The organism is Bacillota bacterium (assembly GCA_030705925.1).
Classification (GTDB): domain Bacteria; phylum Bacillota; class Clostridia; order Oscillospirales; family Feifaniaceae; genus JAUZPM01.
Map to the genome: position 1 here is coordinate 1 of JAUZPM010000005.1, position 17,598 is coordinate 17,598.

Sequence of the window (17,598 nt, forward strand, 5' to 3'; positions counted from 1 at the left end):
CAGGCGCATATATTACATTTATGCGTAAAAGTTATATTGACAAAATTTTAGAGATTTGTAATGAAAATCATAAGGAAATTTCTAAGGGGAAAGAAACTTTAACATTAAAGTATCAATTTTTTGAAGAATCAACTGATACTGAATTTTTAAGTGATATAAATGAATGTAAAAAAAGATTACTTTTAAAAATACAGGAGAATACTGAGGAAGATATTAGAACATGTATTTCAAACATTGGACCCCACAGAGATGATATTGATATTTTAATTAATGAGAAATCAGCGCGTATGTTTGCTTCACAGGGACAGCAGCGAAGTGCAGTTTTATCTATGAAACTTGCAGAGGCGGATATGATTTATTATTCTTCTGGAGAACAGCCAGTAATGCTTCTTGACGATATTTTTAGTGAGCTTGACAAAAGTAGACAAAATTATATATTAAAGAAAATAAAAGACAGACAGGTTATTCTTACAAGCTGTGATAAAGGTAAATATAGAAGTTTAAAGGATTCAGCTTTTTTTAAAATGGATAATGGGAATTTATCATCTTTATTTTAGGAGTGATGCCATGTATTTGCATCTTGGTCAGGATGTTGTGGTTAAAGAGGATACTATTGTTGGAATTTTTGATATTGAAAATACAACAACATCTAGATTAACGCGTGACTTTTTGAAGCTTGCTGAAAAAAATGACTCTGTTATAAATGTGGTAACTGATATTCCGAAAAGTTTTGTTGTTTGCAATAAAAATAATAAAACTGTAATTTATTTAACACAGGTTTCTCCTTCTACCCTTTTGAAAAGGGCTGAAGGTCAGCTTTTGGATGCGGAACTAATATAATCACTGGAGGATAGAATGGAAGACTTAAATACAACAAAAGTTGATGCAACATATGATGCATCACAGATTCAAGTTTTAGAAGGGCTTGAAGCAGTAAGAAAAAGACCAGGTATGTACATTGGATCTACTTCACTTCGTGGTCTTCATCACTTGGTGTACGAAATCGTAGATAATGCGATAGATGAAGCACTTGCCGGTTACTGTACGCATATAGAGGTAGATATACTGCCGGATAACATTGTATGCGTCAATGACGATGGACGTGGCATACCTACTGGGATACATCCTAAGATGGGTATCAGCACGATAGATGTAGTATTTACAGTTCTTCATGCCGGAGGAAAATTCGGCGGTTCAGGCTATAAAGTATCTGGTGGTTTGCATGGCGTTGGCGCTTCGGTAGTTAACGCGCTTTCTGAATATCTATGTGTTCAGGTTAGTGATGGAAAAAATATCTGGGAACAAAGATATGAAAGAGGACAGATACTTCACGAACCGAAAATTGTTGGAGAAACTACAAAAACAGGATCAAAGATAACATTTAAAGCGGATTCTGAGATTTTTGATGAAATTAATTATGATTATGATACATTGTTAAACAGGCTTCGTGAGCAAGCTTTTCTTAATGCTGGGATCAAGATTACACTTACTGATAGAAGAACCGAAGAAGTAAAACAAAAAACCTTGCAGTATCATGGCGGTATTGTAAGCTTTGTTGAGCATATAAACAAAAATAAAGAAGTATTGCATCCTGATGTTTTATATATGACTGCAACTAAGGAAGACAGCATCGCTGAGGTTGCAATTCAATGGAATGACAGGTATGACGAGACTATTCTTTCCTTTGCCAATAATATTCATACAACTGAAGGCGGCATGCATGAAACTGGGTTCAAGTCAGCAATAACTAAAGTTTTAAATGATTATGCAAGAAAACATAATATGCTGAAAGACGCTGATAAAAACTTATCAGGCGAAGATGTTCGTGAAGGAATGACAGCGGTCATATCTGTAAAACTGCGTGAAGCACAGTTTGAAGGTCAGACGAAAACAAAGCTTGGCAACGCAGACATCAGAACATTAGTCGAAAGTATGGTAAATGAAAAATTATCATACATTCTTGAAGAAAATCCGCAGATTGGCAAGATTATATTAGACAAGGCTCTGACGGCATCAAGAGCTCGTGAAGCTGCAAGAAGAGCGAGAGAGCTTACAAGAAGAAAAACCGCACTTGAGGGATTATCGCTTCCGGGTAAGCTTGCAGATTGTTATGAAAAAGATCCGGCCTTAACCGAAATATATATAGTAGAGGGCGATTCTGCTGGAGGCTCTGCAAAGGGCGGGCGTGACAGTAAATATCAGGCTATACTCCCTCTTTGGGGCAAAATGCTGAATGTTGAGAAGTCACGTATAGATAAGGTATTTAATAACGAAAAGTTGATGCCAGTAATAACTGCTTTAGGCGCAGGAATCGGTGATGACTTTGACATATCTAAGCTTAGGTATCATAAAGTTATAATTATGGCTGATGCCGATGTAGATGGTTCACATATACGTACTTTACTACTGACGTTTTTCTTCCGTTTTATGAGAAACCTTATTGATAACGGGCACATTTACATTGCGCAGCCTCCGCTTTATAAACTAATTAGAGGAAAAAACATCAGATATGCATTTACTGATCGTGAACGAGATCAAATAAGCGAAGAGTTAAAAGGCGGAGATAAAAACGCAACTGTCGATATCCAGCGTAACAAAGGTCTAGGTGAGATGGATCCGCATGAGCTGTGGGAGACAACGATGAATCCTGAACACAGAATTTTATTAAGGGTAGAACTTGAGGATGCTGTTGCAGCCGATGAGGTATTTACAGTTTTAATGGGAGACAAAGTAGAACCGCGAAAACAGTTTATTGAGGAATATGCACATACAGTAGATAATTTGGATATATAAGATGTTTCACGTGAAACATCAGATTGGAGAATTACGATGAGTTACGATAATCAGAAAATAATCGATGTTGATATACAAGGTGAGATGAAAAAATCATACATCGCATATGCAATGTCGGTTATTGTTGGACGAGCTCTTCCAGATGTCAGGGATGGACTAAAACCTGTACATCGCCGCATCCTTTATACAATGTATGAGGACAACCTAACGTCAGATAAACCATTTCGTAAATCTGCAACAACAGTTGGTGCAGTGCTTGGCCGGTATCATCCACACGGAGATGCGGCAGTATACGATTCACTTGTTAGAATGGCACAGAATTTTTCACTTAGATATCCCCTAATTGATGGGCACGGCAATTTTGGTTCAATAGATGGCGACGCTCCTGCTGCTTACCGTTATACAGAAGCACGAATGAGCAAGATCGCCAATGAAATGCTTTCAGATATTGAAAAAGATACAGTCGATTTTGCTCCGAACTTTGATGAAAAATTAAAAGAACCAGTTGTTATTCCTTCACGTTTCCCAAACCTTCTCGTTAACGGATCTTCTGGAATTGCAGTAGGAATGGCAACAAATATTCCACCGCATAATCTAAGAGAGGTTGTAGACGGCATTGTTTGTCTTATAGATAATCCAGATGCAACATTAGAAGATATAATGGAGCATATAAAGGGACCAGACTTCCCTACCTCGGGAATTATTATGGGCAAACTCGGAATCCGCTCAGCTTATTCAACCGGCAAAGGAAAAATGATCGTTCGAGCAAAAGCGGAAATCGAGGAATTTAAAGAAAACAAGTTTAGAATTGTTGTAACAGAAATCCCGTATCAAGTTAATAAAGCACGATTAATAGTTAGCATTGCGGACCTTGTCAAAGACAAGCGTATTGAGGGTATATCCGATATACGCGATGAATCAGACAGAGACGGGATGAAAATAGTAATTGAGCTTAAGCGTGACGCAAATCCGCAGGTTGTACTAAATCAGCTATATAAATTTACACAAATGCAGGATACTTTTTCAATAAATCTTCTTGCAATAGTGGACAAAAAGCCTAAAGTTATGTCCCTTTTGGAAATACTAAAACATTATATTAATTTTCAGGAAGAAGTCATTGTTCGAAGAACTAAGTATGATCTTAAAAAAGCAGAAGACCGTGCACATATTTTAGAGGGATTGCGAATCGCCCTTGATCATATTGATGAAATAATCCATATTATACGGACAAGTTATAACGATGCAAAAGAAAGATTAATGGAAGCGTTTTCTTTATCCGAAATTCAGGCTCAGGCGATACTCGATATGCGTCTTGCCCGTTTGCAGGGGCTTGAACGTGAAAAAATAGATGCCGAGTATGATAAGCTGATGGCAGATATTAAATATTACAAAGAAATACTTGGTGATGAAAAGCTTGTTTTATCAATTATCAGAAATGAAATAATAGCTATAAAAGATAAATATGGCGATGAAAGAAGAACGGCTATTGAGACAGCCGTTGATGACTTTGAATTCGAGGATCTGATTGAACAGGAAGATTGCGTTGTAACAATGACCCATCTCGGATATATTAAGCGTTTACCCGCTAATACCTATCGTTCTCAGAAAAGAGGAGGACGTGGAATAACGGCAATGACGACACGTGACCAAGATTTTGTTGAAGAATTGTTTGTTGCGTCAACCCATAGCTATATCCTATTTTTCACAAATAAGGGAAGAGTTTACAAAGTCAAAGGATATCAAATTCCTGAGGCTGGTAGAACAGCAAAGGGAACTAATATTGTAAATCTTATTCAGATTGAACAGGACGAAAAAGTTAATGCAGTCATACATTTAGACGAATTTGATGACAGTAAGTACTTAACTATGGTAACTAAAAAAGGGACAATTAAAAGAACTTCGCTTAAAGAGTATGATACAGCGCGTAAAGGCGGTTTAATTGCAATTTTACTCGATGAAGATGATGAACTTGTCGGCGTTAGCTTAACAGATGATCAGCAGAGAGTGCTGATTGCAACAAGAATGGGTAAAGCGATTAGGTTTGATGAAAAAGATGTTAGACCTATGGGGCGTCCGGCTCATGGTGTTCGTGGCATAGAGCTTTCAAGGGATTGCGATTATGTCGTAGGAATGGCTGTTGATAAACCAGGATGCAGACTTATTACCGTAACTGAAAACGGTTATGGTAAACGGACTGAAACCAGTGAATACAAGGTTCAGAGCCGTGGCGGCAAGGGCATTTCGAATTATAATATAACTGATAAAACGGGAAAAGTAGCAGGAATAAAAGTAGTAAGCGACGACGACGATATAATTTTGATTTCTTCAGACGGTGTTATTATCAGAATGGACGCAAATGATATACCGATTTATTCCAGAGTTACTCAGGGAGTCAAAGTTATGAAGCTTGCAGATGGAGTTTCAGTCGTTACACTTGCAAGGACTGAAAAAGATGCTGCTGAAGATGAGGATAATGAAGAAATAATCGAAAATCAGGATGAATAACTGCTAATCTAAGGTAAAAAATACTTGCAAACCGTTATCGGTTGTGGTAACATACTGCTGTTAAGTGAATTGTTTAATTGGAGGTTTTTAATATGTCAACCCCGCAGATAGTTATTTCTATTCTACAAATGATTGCGTGTCTTATAATTATTATAGTGGTTTTGATGCAACAAGGTAAAAATGCAAACCTAGGTGTTATAACAGGCGGCGCTGAAACGTTCTTTGGAAGAAACAAGGGAAGGACGATTGAAGAAAAGCTTAAAAAGTGGACAACAATTATTGCTGCACTGTTTATATTACTAACTGTTGCACTTGATGCAACGACCATGTTTTAAAAAGAACAGTAAAAAAAACCTCCTGTTGTTTAACAACGGGAGGTTTTCTGATATAAGGAGAATTATATGAAAAAGGTAATCTTTATTTTTACTTTAGCAGTTCTTAGTTTACTAATGGTTTCATGTGCTCTAAAGGTAAAGCAAAGCTCAATTCCACAAGACGCGCAAAAAGAAATAGATTCTCGGTCAATTGCACTTGCTAACGCTTTAACAAATGGAAATTTCAATGATGCAACAAAAGATTTCGATGATAAAATGCTAGCTGCACTGCCTCCGCAGAAATTAGAAGAATCATGGAAAAGTGTCACGTCGTCCATAGGAGCTTATAAATCTGTATATTCTGTTGCGAGCACTGGATCAAACGGAAGTTATATAATGAATGTAAAATTAAAATTTGAAAACAATGGCCTAAATGTTAAAATAACATATGATAAAGATTATAAAATATGCGGACTTTGGTTTAATTATGTCGATTTGAATAATGCTGCCCCATCCCTACCCTCCGGAGTTACAGAAGAAAAGGTAACGGTCGGGGATAAATGGAGACTTGATGGTCGTATTACGATGCCGAAATCGGGTAAAAATCTGCCGCTGGTAATACTGGTTCAGGGATCGGGCGTACATGATATGGACGAAACTGTTTATACAAACAAACCGTTTCAAGATATTGCATATGGGCTTGCACAGAAAGGAATAGCAGTGCTGCGTTATGATAAACGCACATATACCTATGGGAATGAAATGGGTCAGAAATCTGATTTTACTGTTAAAGATGAGACACTGGATGATGTCATTTATGCAATTCAGACGGCCAAAAAAGAAAGTAGGATTGACAGCAATAAAATATATATACTTGGACATAGTTTAGGCGGCATGCTTATACCCAGATTAGACAGTATGACAAAAGATGCCGCAGGATATATCATGATGGCAGGGAGCGTAAGAACTTTAGATCAGATAATTATAGACCAAAATAATTACTTATTGGATAAACAAAATCTAAATGCTGAACAGAAAGCACCATATGAACAACAGCTTAAAGCAGAGGCAGATAAACTTACGGCATTAATGAACGGCGAAAAAGTTACAGATAAAATTTATGGAATGTCAGCATGTTATATGAAGGACTTAAATAGTTTTAACGCTTACGATCAAGCAAAAAAAATGACAAAACCAATTCTCGTTATGCGCGGAGAATCAGATTTTCAAATTTATCAGAAAGACTTTGATCTTACGCGTGAGGCATTTTCCGGAAATTCAAAAGCAGTGTTTAAATCATATCCTGGTTTAAATCATTTATTTATGGAATATAAAGGTGGAGATCCTTCGGTTGAAGGTACTGTAAATGAATATTCTTATCCCGCTCATGTATCACAAAATGCAATTGATGATATTGGAGATTTTGTTCTAAAAAAATAATCGGTTGTTAAAAAGTCCAAACGTAATAAGATTGCAAAAAACACCCGGAAAATCCATAATAAGTGGATATTTCGGGTGTTTTTATAGTCGCTTATTTATGCAATTTGTTATATATAAGCCTGTTAATACAACCGGTTTATTTAGTAATTGTAACCTTGTTTAAGCCTCGCGGAGTATCAGGATTATTTCCTCTCAGCACTGAAAGCCGGCATGCAAAGAGCTGGGAAACTGCTGCCGCTGCAAATACGGCTATATCCCCTTCGGCTTCCGGCGGAAGCATTATTGAAAAATCAGCTTTATTTGCGATTTCTTTTTTATTAGTAATAACAGTAATTTCGGCTCCTGTTTCTTTAGTTTTATCAATCATTTCAATAGTGTCTTTATCAGTTTGAACGTCCGCCCCCATGAAGAAAACCGGGATATCACGGTTGACCATTGCAAATGGACCATGATGGAAATCTGCAATTGAATAGCCGCGCGCCCGAACGTAACAAGTTTCCTGAATTTTAAGCGCTGCCTCCAATGCTGCCGGATATAAATATCCGCGTCCAAGCACAAAGCATTCATTCATGTAACGAAAACGTGAAACAAGATTTTCAAGAGATGTTGTATCCGAAAGGGTTCTTTCAACTAAATCTGGAACTTTATCGAGTTTTTTAGCTAGTTCCTCGTTTCCAGATATTGAAACAACAACTTGTGCAAGAAGCATGAGCTGTGCAGTATATGTTTTTGTTGCAGCAACGCTGCGTTCTAGCCCCGCAGTGCAGTTTAAGTGAAAATCAGCAATTTTAGCAAGAGGTGAATCATCAAAATTGGTCACAGCTATTGTTATTGCACCCTGCTCTTTCGCCTGATCTAATACCGCCAAAACGTCTGCAGCTTTTCCGGATTGCGACACGCCAATTACGATTGCGCCGTTTAATTTAAGCTTTGAGCCGTATGCAGTGGTGATCGAAGGGGCCGAAAGTGTAACAGGCATACCAGCGTATACACCTGCAAGATATTTAAAATATGTAGCGGCATGATCTGATGTTCCCCTGGCAGCGACAACTGCATATGTCGGTTTTTTACATTTAACTGCGTCAGAAATACGTAATAAAACATCATGATTGTTTTTTATACAATCTTTCAAAACTTGTGGCTGTTCTTTGATTTCCTGCTCCATTAACGTCATATTAACACCCTCCAACAATACAAATAATAATAATATTCAGCTATTAAACGTTAAGTAAATTAGCTGAGGTAAAATAATTACAAAAGCAAGCTATTATTTTACCATGAAATAGTACCATATTATTTATTTATAAGCAAGTAAAAGAAAGGTTAAAACTAATTATAGTTTTATAAAGCTTATATTTTTTGGAGTTTCTCTTTCTGTTATTTGAGTCGCTGAATCGGTGTGCAGCTTATTTGTATTTTTGTTCAATAGTGAGGTTAATATAACTGAGGCGACTATTATTATAATAATAGTAATAATAATTATTATTGCTTTGGGACTTTTAAAAAACTTATTCATATGCCTCCGAAATTCCAACTAGTAGTCATTTAAATAAATCTATTGTGGATTAGTAATAATAGTCTTTACTTTTAAAATTAGAATATTATAGTAACAGATAAAAATGCTTTGTTCAAACTGAAATGAACAAAGCATTTTATCTATTTAAGCAACATTTTAATTGTTTTTCCTAGTCTTTTTATTCCCTCTTCAATTTCTTCTTCATTTGAGTTAGTATAATTTAGCCGCAGCGTGTTTGTATTGTTTTCACTGACGTAAAACGGATCGCCAGGAACAAAAGCAACATTTTCTTTAGAGGCAATTTCAAAAAGCTCTACTGATGACATTGACTTAGGAAGCGTTACCCATATAAACATACCGCCCTCAGGCTTTGTAAACGACACTTCCGGCGGGAAATATCTGCCCAGCATTTCAGTCATGCAGTCTCGCTGTTTTTTATACATGCCCTTAATTTTACTGATATGTACTTCGATATCGTTATCGATCAAATACTGGTATACTACTCTTTGAGAGAAATAGTTTGTATGAAGATCTGCTGCTTGTTTTGCAATAATTAGCTTCTCCATTATTTCATGTTTTGCGCAAATCCACCCTAGCCGCATTGCCGGTGCAATTATTTTAGAAAATGACCCTAAAAGTATGGAATTATCATATAGAAAAGTTTTTATGGATGGGACATCTTCACCAATAAATCTAAGTTCGCCGTAGGGATCGTCTTCAATGAACAACGTATTTGAACTTTTTAAAATTCCAGCGGCTTTTTTACGGTTCTCCAATGAATATGTCAGGCCAGAAGGGTTTTGAAAATTAGTTACAGCGTAAAATAGCTTTGGAGCATGCTGTTTTATTTGCAATTCTAACTGGTTGACATCAACACCATCATTGAGTAAAGGAACTGTATGGAAAGTTGGCTCAAAGATTGAAAGTGCTTGTATTGCACCCAAGTAGCCGGGTTTTTCGATTAATACGTCGTCACCTTTATTTAAAAGAACTTTACATATAAGATCCAAGCCCTGTTGAGAGCCATTTGTTATCAAAATATCATCAGCGTCAATTTTAAGTCCAAAGCGCTTATAATACCGATTTGCAATCATCTGCCTAAGGGGCTTGTATCCTTCCGTTGTGCTGTATTGTAACACATTTTGACCATCTTCTTTCAGGACTTTTTGTGCTGCCGCACTTATTTCCTCTAATGGAAATGAAGATGGAATAGGAAGGCCCCCCGCAAAGGATATGACCTCTGGATTTTCTGTGACTTTTAGTATTTCTCTGATAAATGATTTTTTAACGTGATTCATTCGGTCAGCAAAAGCGGTGTACATGTATTAACCCTCCAGATTTTATTTACTAAAACAGGTAACAAAAAAGCCTTCGAAAATTTGACGAAGGCATTAACATTTATTAATATACGTATTTGCTTGGAATTTCATTTTTTTTAATTATGCTGTTTATTAAAAATGCTAAGGCTAATTCAAAACTCTCGAATTTTGTATTTCTAATATATTAAAACAATTATCCTATTTTGTCAATTATTTAAAGCGATTCCTAACAAGTTAAGCGAAGACGCTGAGCGTTGACATCGCGGATTAATAACAATATAATATTAAGAAAAGATGCTGAACATTTAAAAACAAAATTGGAGCAAATCAATGGTTAAAACATTAATGAAGATTGATAACATCCCTGCTATTTTATGGGGTGAAAAATCAGATAATATATATATTTTTGTTCACGGCAAAATGTCATGCAAGGAAGAAGCAGAGGAATTTGTTGCCTTAGCGGCAGAAAAGGACTTTCAAGTTTTAAGCTTTGATCTTCCTGAGCATGGCGAACGGAAAAACGATGATTATCCATGTGATGTCTGGAATGGTATCCACGATCTCAACACTATTTGGAATTATGTAAAAAAATATTGGAGTAACATTTGTTTATACGCAAATAGCCTTGGAGCATATTTCAGTTTACTTGCATACAGTAATTACCCGATTAAAAACTGTCTGTTTCTCTCCCCCATCCTTGATATGGAACGCCTTATTCAAAATATGATGAAATGGTTTGGCGTCAGTGAAGAAACGTTAAAAGATAAGAAAAAAGTACAAACGCCAATGGGCGAAATTCTTGATTGGGACTATTATTGTTATGTTAGAGAGCATCCCATAACCAAATGGGACATTCCTACCGCAATTTTGTACGGCGTAAAAGATGTTTTGACAGAACGGAATGTTATCGATGATTTTGTCAAAAGATTCAATGCTGATTTGACTGTTCATAATAGTGAGCATTATTTTCACACGGAACAACAATTGAGCTTTTTAAGGCATTGGGAAGAGAAAAATATATCTCGAGGTATTTAAGCTCATAATCATAATTACAAACTAAAAGCCATGTGTCAATTTAAATCCTGACACATGGCTTTTTCTAGTAAGTGTGATCAATTAATTGTTTCATTTTTATGCACTTACTTTTTATTAACAGGAATCCAAATTTCGCTGTAGTAGTTTTCGTCCTGAGTTCCTTTTGGATAATCATTAACATTGGTGTACATTTCAATATTATAGCCTGCTGCAATTTCGTAATCCTTAGAATTAGGCAGCCATTCCGAAAAGATTCTCTGGTTCACATCCTGCAGAGATTTCGGCATTCCACCTTTGCAGGCAAACACAGCCCATGTGTGTTTCGGAATAACTTTCGTAACAAACCCATCCGGCACTTCTGCGCATGGATCATAATTGTCTGCAATCAGATATTCAAATTCATCGGAACCCATACTCTCATCAATTGATATTCCATACATTCCGCAAACAATTTTGCCTTTCCCTGCCTTATAATGCTCCGTCCAGAATTGCGGAATCTCTGCTTTTGCATTATCGTATTTGAATACCTTTGATGCGCCAATGACCGTAAATGAATCCTTATCAACGATTTTGTAATCCATAATATAACCGCCCTCCAATGAAAATTTGATTTTGAGAGAAGCAAAGGATTTTATCATTGCCCCTTCCTTTCGAACAGCAGTAGGGGTGACGCCGTGAAAACGTGTGAAAGCTTTTGTGAAACTATCGGGTGAATCATAACCGTATTTCAGAGCAATATCGATGATTTTTTCATCTGCAGAAACAAGTTCACTGCCGGCAAGTGTGAGCCTGCGTTGCCTGATGTACTCTCCAACCGTAAAACCGCAGAGCATAGCGAACCCTTTTTGAAAATAAAACGGGGATACAAATGCCCGTTTTGCAATGCTTTCAATTGTCAACTCTTCGGTTATATTTTCTTCGATATAACTGATCGCTTCACTTATCCCTTCAATCCATCCCACAATCACTACCCCCTCTCTGCATATTAATCATATCAATTTTCATGCGGCCATGCCCGACTTTTTATGTGATGTTTTGTCCGGTCTAACGATTATATAGAGATTTCGTATAAAAATAAAAATCCATGTGAACTGGCACATGGATTTTTGTGGTCGGGGCGACAGGATTCGAACCTGCGGCATCTTGGTCCCAAACCAAGCACTCTACCAAGCTGAGCTACACCCCGAAACAAATAATATTTTAACAGATTAAACTCGTTTTGTCAAAGCAATCTTTTCCCTTTGTAAACTTTCTTTTTATAATCTTGTCCACAATATAAAAAACTGTTATAATACATTTTTGTATGAGCAGGAGCGTGGCGGCATTTGCTAATAAAAATCACGCCATTTGGAGGAAACTTGATTACCGTATCTAATGTTAGTTTAAATTTTGACGGAACAAATTTATTTTCAGATGTTAACTTGAAATTTACTCCGGGTAACTGTTATGGGATAATAGGCGCAAACGGTGCTGGAAAATCCACATTTCTTAAAATACTGTCTGGAGAACTTGATTCAACTACTGGGGAGGTTACTATCCCTCCCAATACCAGAATGTCGGTGCTGAAGCAAAACCATTATGCTTATGAGGATTTTACTGTTTTGGATACAGTTATTCAGGGAAATCCAAGACTTTATGAAATCATTAATGAGAAAGAAAAGCTTTACGCGAAAACGGATTTTACGGAACAGGATGGTATATACGCTTCTGAACTTGAGGCGGAATTTGCTGAGCTGAACGGTTGGGACGCGGAATCAGATGCTTCAAAGCTTATTCAGGGGCTTGGGCTATCTGTTGACATCCTTTACTCTATGATGAATACACTTACCGGAAATGAACGCGTCAAGGTATTATTGGCTCAAGCGCTGTTTGGCAAACCAGATATTATTTTACTCGACGAGCCGACTAACCACCTTGATGTTCCGTCTGTAAACTGGCTCGAGGATTTTTTGCTTGAATATCCAGGCACAGTCATTGTAGTATCCCACGACCGTCACTTTTTGAACACAGTTTGCACACATATAGTTGATATAGATTATACAAAAATCCGTATGTATGTGGGTAACTACGAGTTCTGGTATGAATCCAGTCAGCTTATGCAGCGTATGTTAAAGGATCAAAACCGTAAAAATGAAGAAAAGGCTAAAGAACTTCAAAACTTTATAAGCCGATTTTCTGCAAATAAATCAAAATCACGTCAGGCTACTGCAAGAAAAAAGCTGCTTGAAAAACTTTCTTTTGAGGAAATGCCGGCTTCTTCCCGCCGCTATCCTTATGTTGGTTTTCAAATGGACAGAGAACCCGGAAAAGAGATATTGACTGTTGACGGTTTAAGCAAGACTATTGATGGGGTAAAAGTTTTAGATAATGTCAGTTTCCGTGTCAATAAAGATGATAAGATTGCCTTCATCGGTGACAATGAAATAGCAACAACTACGCTTTTTAAAATTCTGATGGAAGAAATGGAACCTGATGAAGGATCTTTTAAATGGGGAGTCAGTATAACTAAATCATATTTTCCCAAGGATAATACAGATTATTTTGCTGACTGTGACCTTTCGATATTACACTGGCTTGCTCAATATTCTCAAGATACGACTGAGACATATCTGCGCGGCTTTTTAGGACGTATGCTGTTCTCCGGTGAAGATGTTTTCAAGGCCGTACAGGTTCTTTCCGGAGGTGAAAAGGTCAGATGTATGCTTGCAAGGATGATGTTATCGGGATCTAATGCGCTTGTTGTTGACCAGCCGACAAACCATCTCGATCTTGAGTCCATTTCAGCTGTTAATAACGGTCTTATCGATTTCAAAGGTTTAGTTCTATTTTCGTCATATGACCATGAATTTGTTCAAACGGTTGCAAACCGTATTATAGAGATAACAGGCGAAGGGATTATAGACAGACAATGCACATACGAGGAGTATCTTTCCTTTAAAGCTGGACAGTAAGTATCCTTATTATTCGTGAAACTGCGGTTAAACATTATGCTTTTAATAGGCATTTTTATGCACTATTTTATTTGCGAAATATAGCCACCTATGGTATTATATAAGTTGGCTAGTTAGAACTTTATAAATATAAATAAGGAGGATAACAAATGGGTAGAAAAATCAAATCGCTCGACGGTAATAACGCGGCGGCCCATGTTGCATACGCATTTACCGATGTAGCAGCTATTTACCCGATTACACCTTCTTCGGTCATGGCTGAAGTTGTCGACCAATGGTCTGCAAAGGGTGTAAAAAACGTCTTTGGTCAGGAAGTAAAAGTAGTAGAAATGCAGTCTGAAGCCGGTGCAGCCGGTGCAGTTCACGGTTCATTATCGGCAGGCGCTCTTACTACCACCTTTACCGCATCTCAGGGACTTCTTTTAATGATTCCTAATATGTACAAAATAGCGGGTGAGCTCCTGCCGGGTGTTATTCATTGTTCCGCCCGTGCACTTGCATCACACGCTCTTTCTATTTTTGGGGATCAGTCAGACGTTATGGCATGCCGCCAAACAGGTTTTGCCATGCTTGCATCCACCAATCCGCAGGAAGTTATGGATTTAGGTGCTGTTGCTCACTTATCAGCAATAAAGGGTCGTGTTCCTTTCCTGCATTTCTTTGATGGATTCAGAACATCTCATGAGATACAGAAAGTTGAAGTTTGGGACTATGCTGATTTAGCTAAAATGCTGGATATGGATGCAGTTGAAGAATTCCGTAAAAACTCTCTCAATCCTCAGCATCCTGAACTTCGCGGTACTGCTCAAAACCCGGATATATTCTTCCAGGCAAGAGAAGCAAGCAACTCATTCTATGATGAGCTTCCCGCTGTAGTTGAAAACTACATGAATGAGGTTAACAAGTTAACCGGCAAAAAGTATAAGCTGTTCAACTATTATGGCGCCCCCGATGCTGACAGAGTTATTATTGCAATGGGTTCAGCTAATGATACCATTGAAGAGGTTATAGATTATCTGCGCTCTAAAGGTGAGAAAGTTGGCGTACTCAAAGTTCGCCTGTACAGACCTTTCTCAGTTAAGCATTTCCTCGCTGCTCTTCCGAAGACAGTTAAGAAGATCGCTGTTCTTGATAGAACAAAAGAGCCAGGTTCTATTGGTGAACCGCTTTATATCGATATATGCACAGCTATCGCAAGCTCACCTAAATTTGAGGGCGTGACAATTGTCGGCGGCAGATATGGTCTTGGATCTAAGGACTTCAACCCTGCTTGCGCTGTTGCAGTCTATGATAACTTAAAGCTTAAGAATCCGAAGAACCACTTCACAGTCGGTATAGAGGATGATGTTACTAATCTTTCTCTTAAACTTAAACCAGTTGCCGATACAACACCGGCTGGAACAGTTTCCTGCAAGTTCTGGGGCCTTGGCTCTGACGGTACTGTTGGTGCAAATAAGAATACGATAAAGATCATCGGTGATAATACTAAACTTAACGTTCAGGCTTATTTTGCTTATGACTCCAAAAAGTCAGGCGGCGTCACTGTTTCTCACCTGCGTTTTGGTAAAAAGCCGATTAAATCCACCTACTTTGTTAATAAGGCAGATTTTGTTGCATGCCACAATCCTTCCTACCTAACAAAGTATGACATGACCGGAGATCTTAAAAACGGCGGTACATTCCTTCTTAACTGCCCATGGAAGGCTGATGAGCTTGACGAGCACCTTCCGGCAAATGTTAAGAGAGACCTTGCAAATAAGAACATTAAGTTTTACATAATCGATGGTATTGATATTGCAATACCGATTGGTCTTGGCGGAAGAATCAACACAATTCTGCAGGCCGCTTTCTTTAAGCTTACTGGAATTATTCCAGCAGCCGATGCGGTTAAATATATGAAGGAAGCAGCATTAAAGTCTTACGGCAAAAAGGGCGAAAAAATCGTAAACATGAACTATGCCGCAATTGAAGCGGGCGTCAAAGAAGCTAAAAAGATTGAAGTGCCTTCAGCTTGGAAAAATGCCAAGGATGAAGTTGTTCCGGAAGTTAAACTTGCTGGAAGAAAAGAAGTTGTTGATTACGTTAAGGATATACTGAATCCTGTCAACGCTCAAAAGGGCGACAGCCTTCCTGTATCTGTATTTAAGGGCCGTGAAGACGGAACTGTTCCTCAGGGCAGCGCCGCATATGAAAAACGCGGAATAGCGGTGGACGTTCCTGTTTGGATTCCGGAAAACTGCATCCAGTGTAATCAGTGTTCTTTCGTTTGCCCGCATGCAACTATCCGTCCGTTTGCACTAAATGCGGATGAAGCTGCTAAAGCTCCTGAAGGCATGAAGATGAAGCAGATGATCGGCAAAGGCTGCGAAGGTTATAAATTTGCTATCTCTGTATCCCCTCTTGATTGTTCAGGCTGCGGAAGCTGTGTTAACATATGCCCCGCTAAAGAAAAAGCTTTGGTTATGAAGCCGATAGATTCACAGCTTAGTGAGCAGAAAGTATTTGATTATGCTGTTGCTGAAGTCAGCGATAAAGAACTTCCCTTTGCTGAGAACACTGTTAAAGGCTCACAGTTCAAACAGCCTTTGCTTGAGTTTTCAGGCGCATGCGCAGGATGCGGCGAAACTCCATATGCTCGCCTTGTAACTCAGTTATTCGGTAGCAGAATGATGATTGCAAACGCAACCGGATGTTCTTCCATCTGGGGCGGATCTTCACCGTCTACCCCATACACAGTAAATAAAAAAGGTTATGGACCTGCATGGGCTAACTCCCTGTTCGAAGATAACGCAGAATTTGGGTATGGCATGTACCTTGCAACAAATCATCGCCGTGCAAAACTGATTGAAGCTATGGAGAAACTTGCAACAGGCGTTGCGGGCAATGAAGTTAAGGCAGCCGCTGATAAATGGCTTGCCGTAAAAGATGATAAGAAGCTTTCTCTTGCCGCTTCCGAAGAGGTCGAGGCTGTTCTGAAAGCTGCAAAAGCAAGCGGAGAGGGCAAGGAAGCTTTAGAGTATGCTGTAAAGAATGCAGATATGCTTGCTAAAAAGAGCATCTGGATATTCGGCGGCGACGGCTGGGCTTATGATATTGGGTTTGGCGGTCTTGATCACGTGATTGCATCCGGAGAAGATATAAATGTTCTCGTCTTTGATACAGAACTCTATTCGAATACAGGCGGTCAGTCATCAAAAGCTACACCTACTGGATCAGTTGCACAATTTGCCGCTGCTGGTAAAGTAGTTAAGAAAAAAGACCTTGCTGCAATAGCTATGTCTTACGGCTACGTTTATACAGCACAGGTTGCTATGGGTGCAGACTTTAACCAGACCATAAAAGCTTTAAGCGAGGCTGAGAGTTATAATGGTCCTTCCCTAGTAATTGGATATGCTCCTTGTATCAACCATGGTATCAGAGCAGGAATGGGCAAATCTCAGCTTGAAATAAAAGCTGCTGTTGCCGCTGGCTATTGGCATAACTTCCGCTTTGATCCGCGTCTTAAAGAAGAAGGAAAGAATCCATTCCAGCTTGATTCCAAAGCGCCGGTTAATTCATATAAAGACTTTATCTCCGGCGAAGTTCGCTATTCATCTTTGAATCTCTCATTCCCTGAGAGAGCTCAAAAGCTGTTTAATAATGCTGAAGAAACAGCAAAAGAAAAATATGAACACCTGGTTTCACTTACAAAAACAGCTGAATAAAAACAAAGTTTTAAAGCCGCA

At 38.3% G+C, this 17,598-nt stretch carries 12 protein-coding genes and 1 tRNA gene; 9 read left to right on the plus strand and 4 right to left on the minus strand.

Annotated elements, in window-relative coordinates:
* The 6 genes from Q8865_01525 to Q8865_01550 all read left to right on the plus strand — a co-directional run.
* On the plus strand, nt 1-557 hold a 557-nt coding region (locus tag Q8865_01525; protein ID MDP4152110.1), incomplete at its 5' end, for a DNA replication and repair protein RecF.
* 10 nt (nt 558-567) lie between these two features.
* The gene (locus Q8865_01530; GenBank protein ID MDP4152111.1) at nt 568-840 is read left to right on the plus strand and encodes a DUF370 domain-containing protein; all 273 of its coding nucleotides are present in this window, start codon (nt 568-570) and stop codon (nt 838-840) included.
* Between the two features lie 15 nt (nt 841-855).
* Nucleotides 856-2,793 (plus strand): DNA topoisomerase (ATP-hydrolyzing) subunit B, encoded by a 1,938-nt coding sequence (gene gyrB, locus Q8865_01535; protein MDP4152112.1) that lies wholly within the window; start codon nt 856-858, stop codon nt 2,791-2,793.
* A gap of 36 nt (nt 2,794-2,829) precedes the next feature.
* The gene (gene gyrA / locus Q8865_01540; protein MDP4152113.1) at nt 2,830-5,298 is read left to right on the plus strand and encodes a DNA gyrase subunit A; all 2,469 of its coding nucleotides are present in this window, start codon (nt 2,830-2,832) and stop codon (nt 5,296-5,298) included.
* 92 nt (nt 5,299-5,390) lie between these two features.
* A complete protein-coding gene (gene secG, locus Q8865_01545) occupies nt 5,391-5,633 on the plus strand; it encodes a preprotein translocase subunit SecG (GenBank protein ID MDP4152114.1) in 243 nt (80 codons plus the stop codon).
* A 66-nt stretch (nt 5,634-5,699) separates the two neighbouring features.
* On the plus strand, nt 5,700-7,052 hold the full coding sequence (locus tag Q8865_01550) for an alpha/beta fold hydrolase (GenBank protein MDP4152115.1): 1,353 nt from the start codon (nt 5,700-5,702) through the stop codon (nt 7,050-7,052).
* 136 nt (nt 7,053-7,188) lie between these two features.
* On the opposite strand, the gene Q8865_01555 is transcribed toward Q8865_01550, so the two are convergent.
* Nucleotides 7,189-8,226 carry an SIS domain-containing protein gene (locus Q8865_01555; GenBank protein ID MDP4152116.1) on the minus strand — a complete coding sequence of 346 codons (1,038 nt, stop codon included), beginning with the start codon at nt 8,224-8,226 and terminating at the stop codon, nt 7,189-7,191.
* A gap of 482 nt (nt 8,227-8,708) precedes the next feature.
* The gene (locus Q8865_01560) at nt 8,709-9,890 is read right to left on the minus strand and encodes a PLP-dependent aminotransferase family protein (protein MDP4152117.1); all 1,182 of its coding nucleotides are present in this window, start codon (nt 9,888-9,890) and stop codon (nt 8,709-8,711) included.
* A gap of 327 nt (nt 9,891-10,217) precedes the next feature.
* Between Q8865_01560 and Q8865_01565 the strand changes: the two genes are divergently transcribed.
* On the plus strand, nt 10,218-10,922 hold the full coding sequence (locus tag Q8865_01565) for an alpha/beta hydrolase (protein ID MDP4152118.1): 705 nt from the start codon (nt 10,218-10,220) through the stop codon (nt 10,920-10,922).
* Between the two features lie 104 nt (nt 10,923-11,026).
* On the opposite strand, the gene Q8865_01570 is transcribed toward Q8865_01565, so the two are convergent.
* Together Q8865_01570 and Q8865_01575 are read right to left on the minus strand one after the other, a co-directional pair.
* Complete coding sequence (locus tag Q8865_01570) at nt 11,027-11,884, minus strand: AraC family transcriptional regulator (GenBank protein MDP4152119.1); 858 nt, start codon at nt 11,882-11,884, stop codon at nt 11,027-11,029.
* A gap of 147 nt (nt 11,885-12,031) precedes the next feature.
* Nucleotides 12,032-12,108, minus strand: a tRNA-Pro gene (locus Q8865_01575).
* Nucleotides 12,109-12,280: 172 nt separating this feature from the next.
* Between Q8865_01575 and Q8865_01580 the strand changes: the two genes are divergently transcribed.
* Together Q8865_01580 and nifJ are read left to right on the plus strand one after the other, a co-directional pair.
* Nucleotides 12,281-13,873: an ABC-F family ATP-binding cassette domain-containing protein gene (locus Q8865_01580; GenBank protein ID MDP4152120.1), complete on the plus strand. Its 1,593-nt coding sequence runs from the start codon at nt 12,281-12,283 to the stop codon at nt 13,871-13,873.
* Nucleotides 13,874-14,022: 149 nt separating this feature from the next.
* A complete protein-coding gene (nifJ, locus tag Q8865_01585) occupies nt 14,023-17,577 on the plus strand; it encodes a pyruvate:ferredoxin (flavodoxin) oxidoreductase (GenBank protein MDP4152121.1) in 3,555 nt (1,184 codons plus the stop codon).
* The last annotated feature ends 21 nt before the right edge of the window (nt 17,578-17,598 follow it).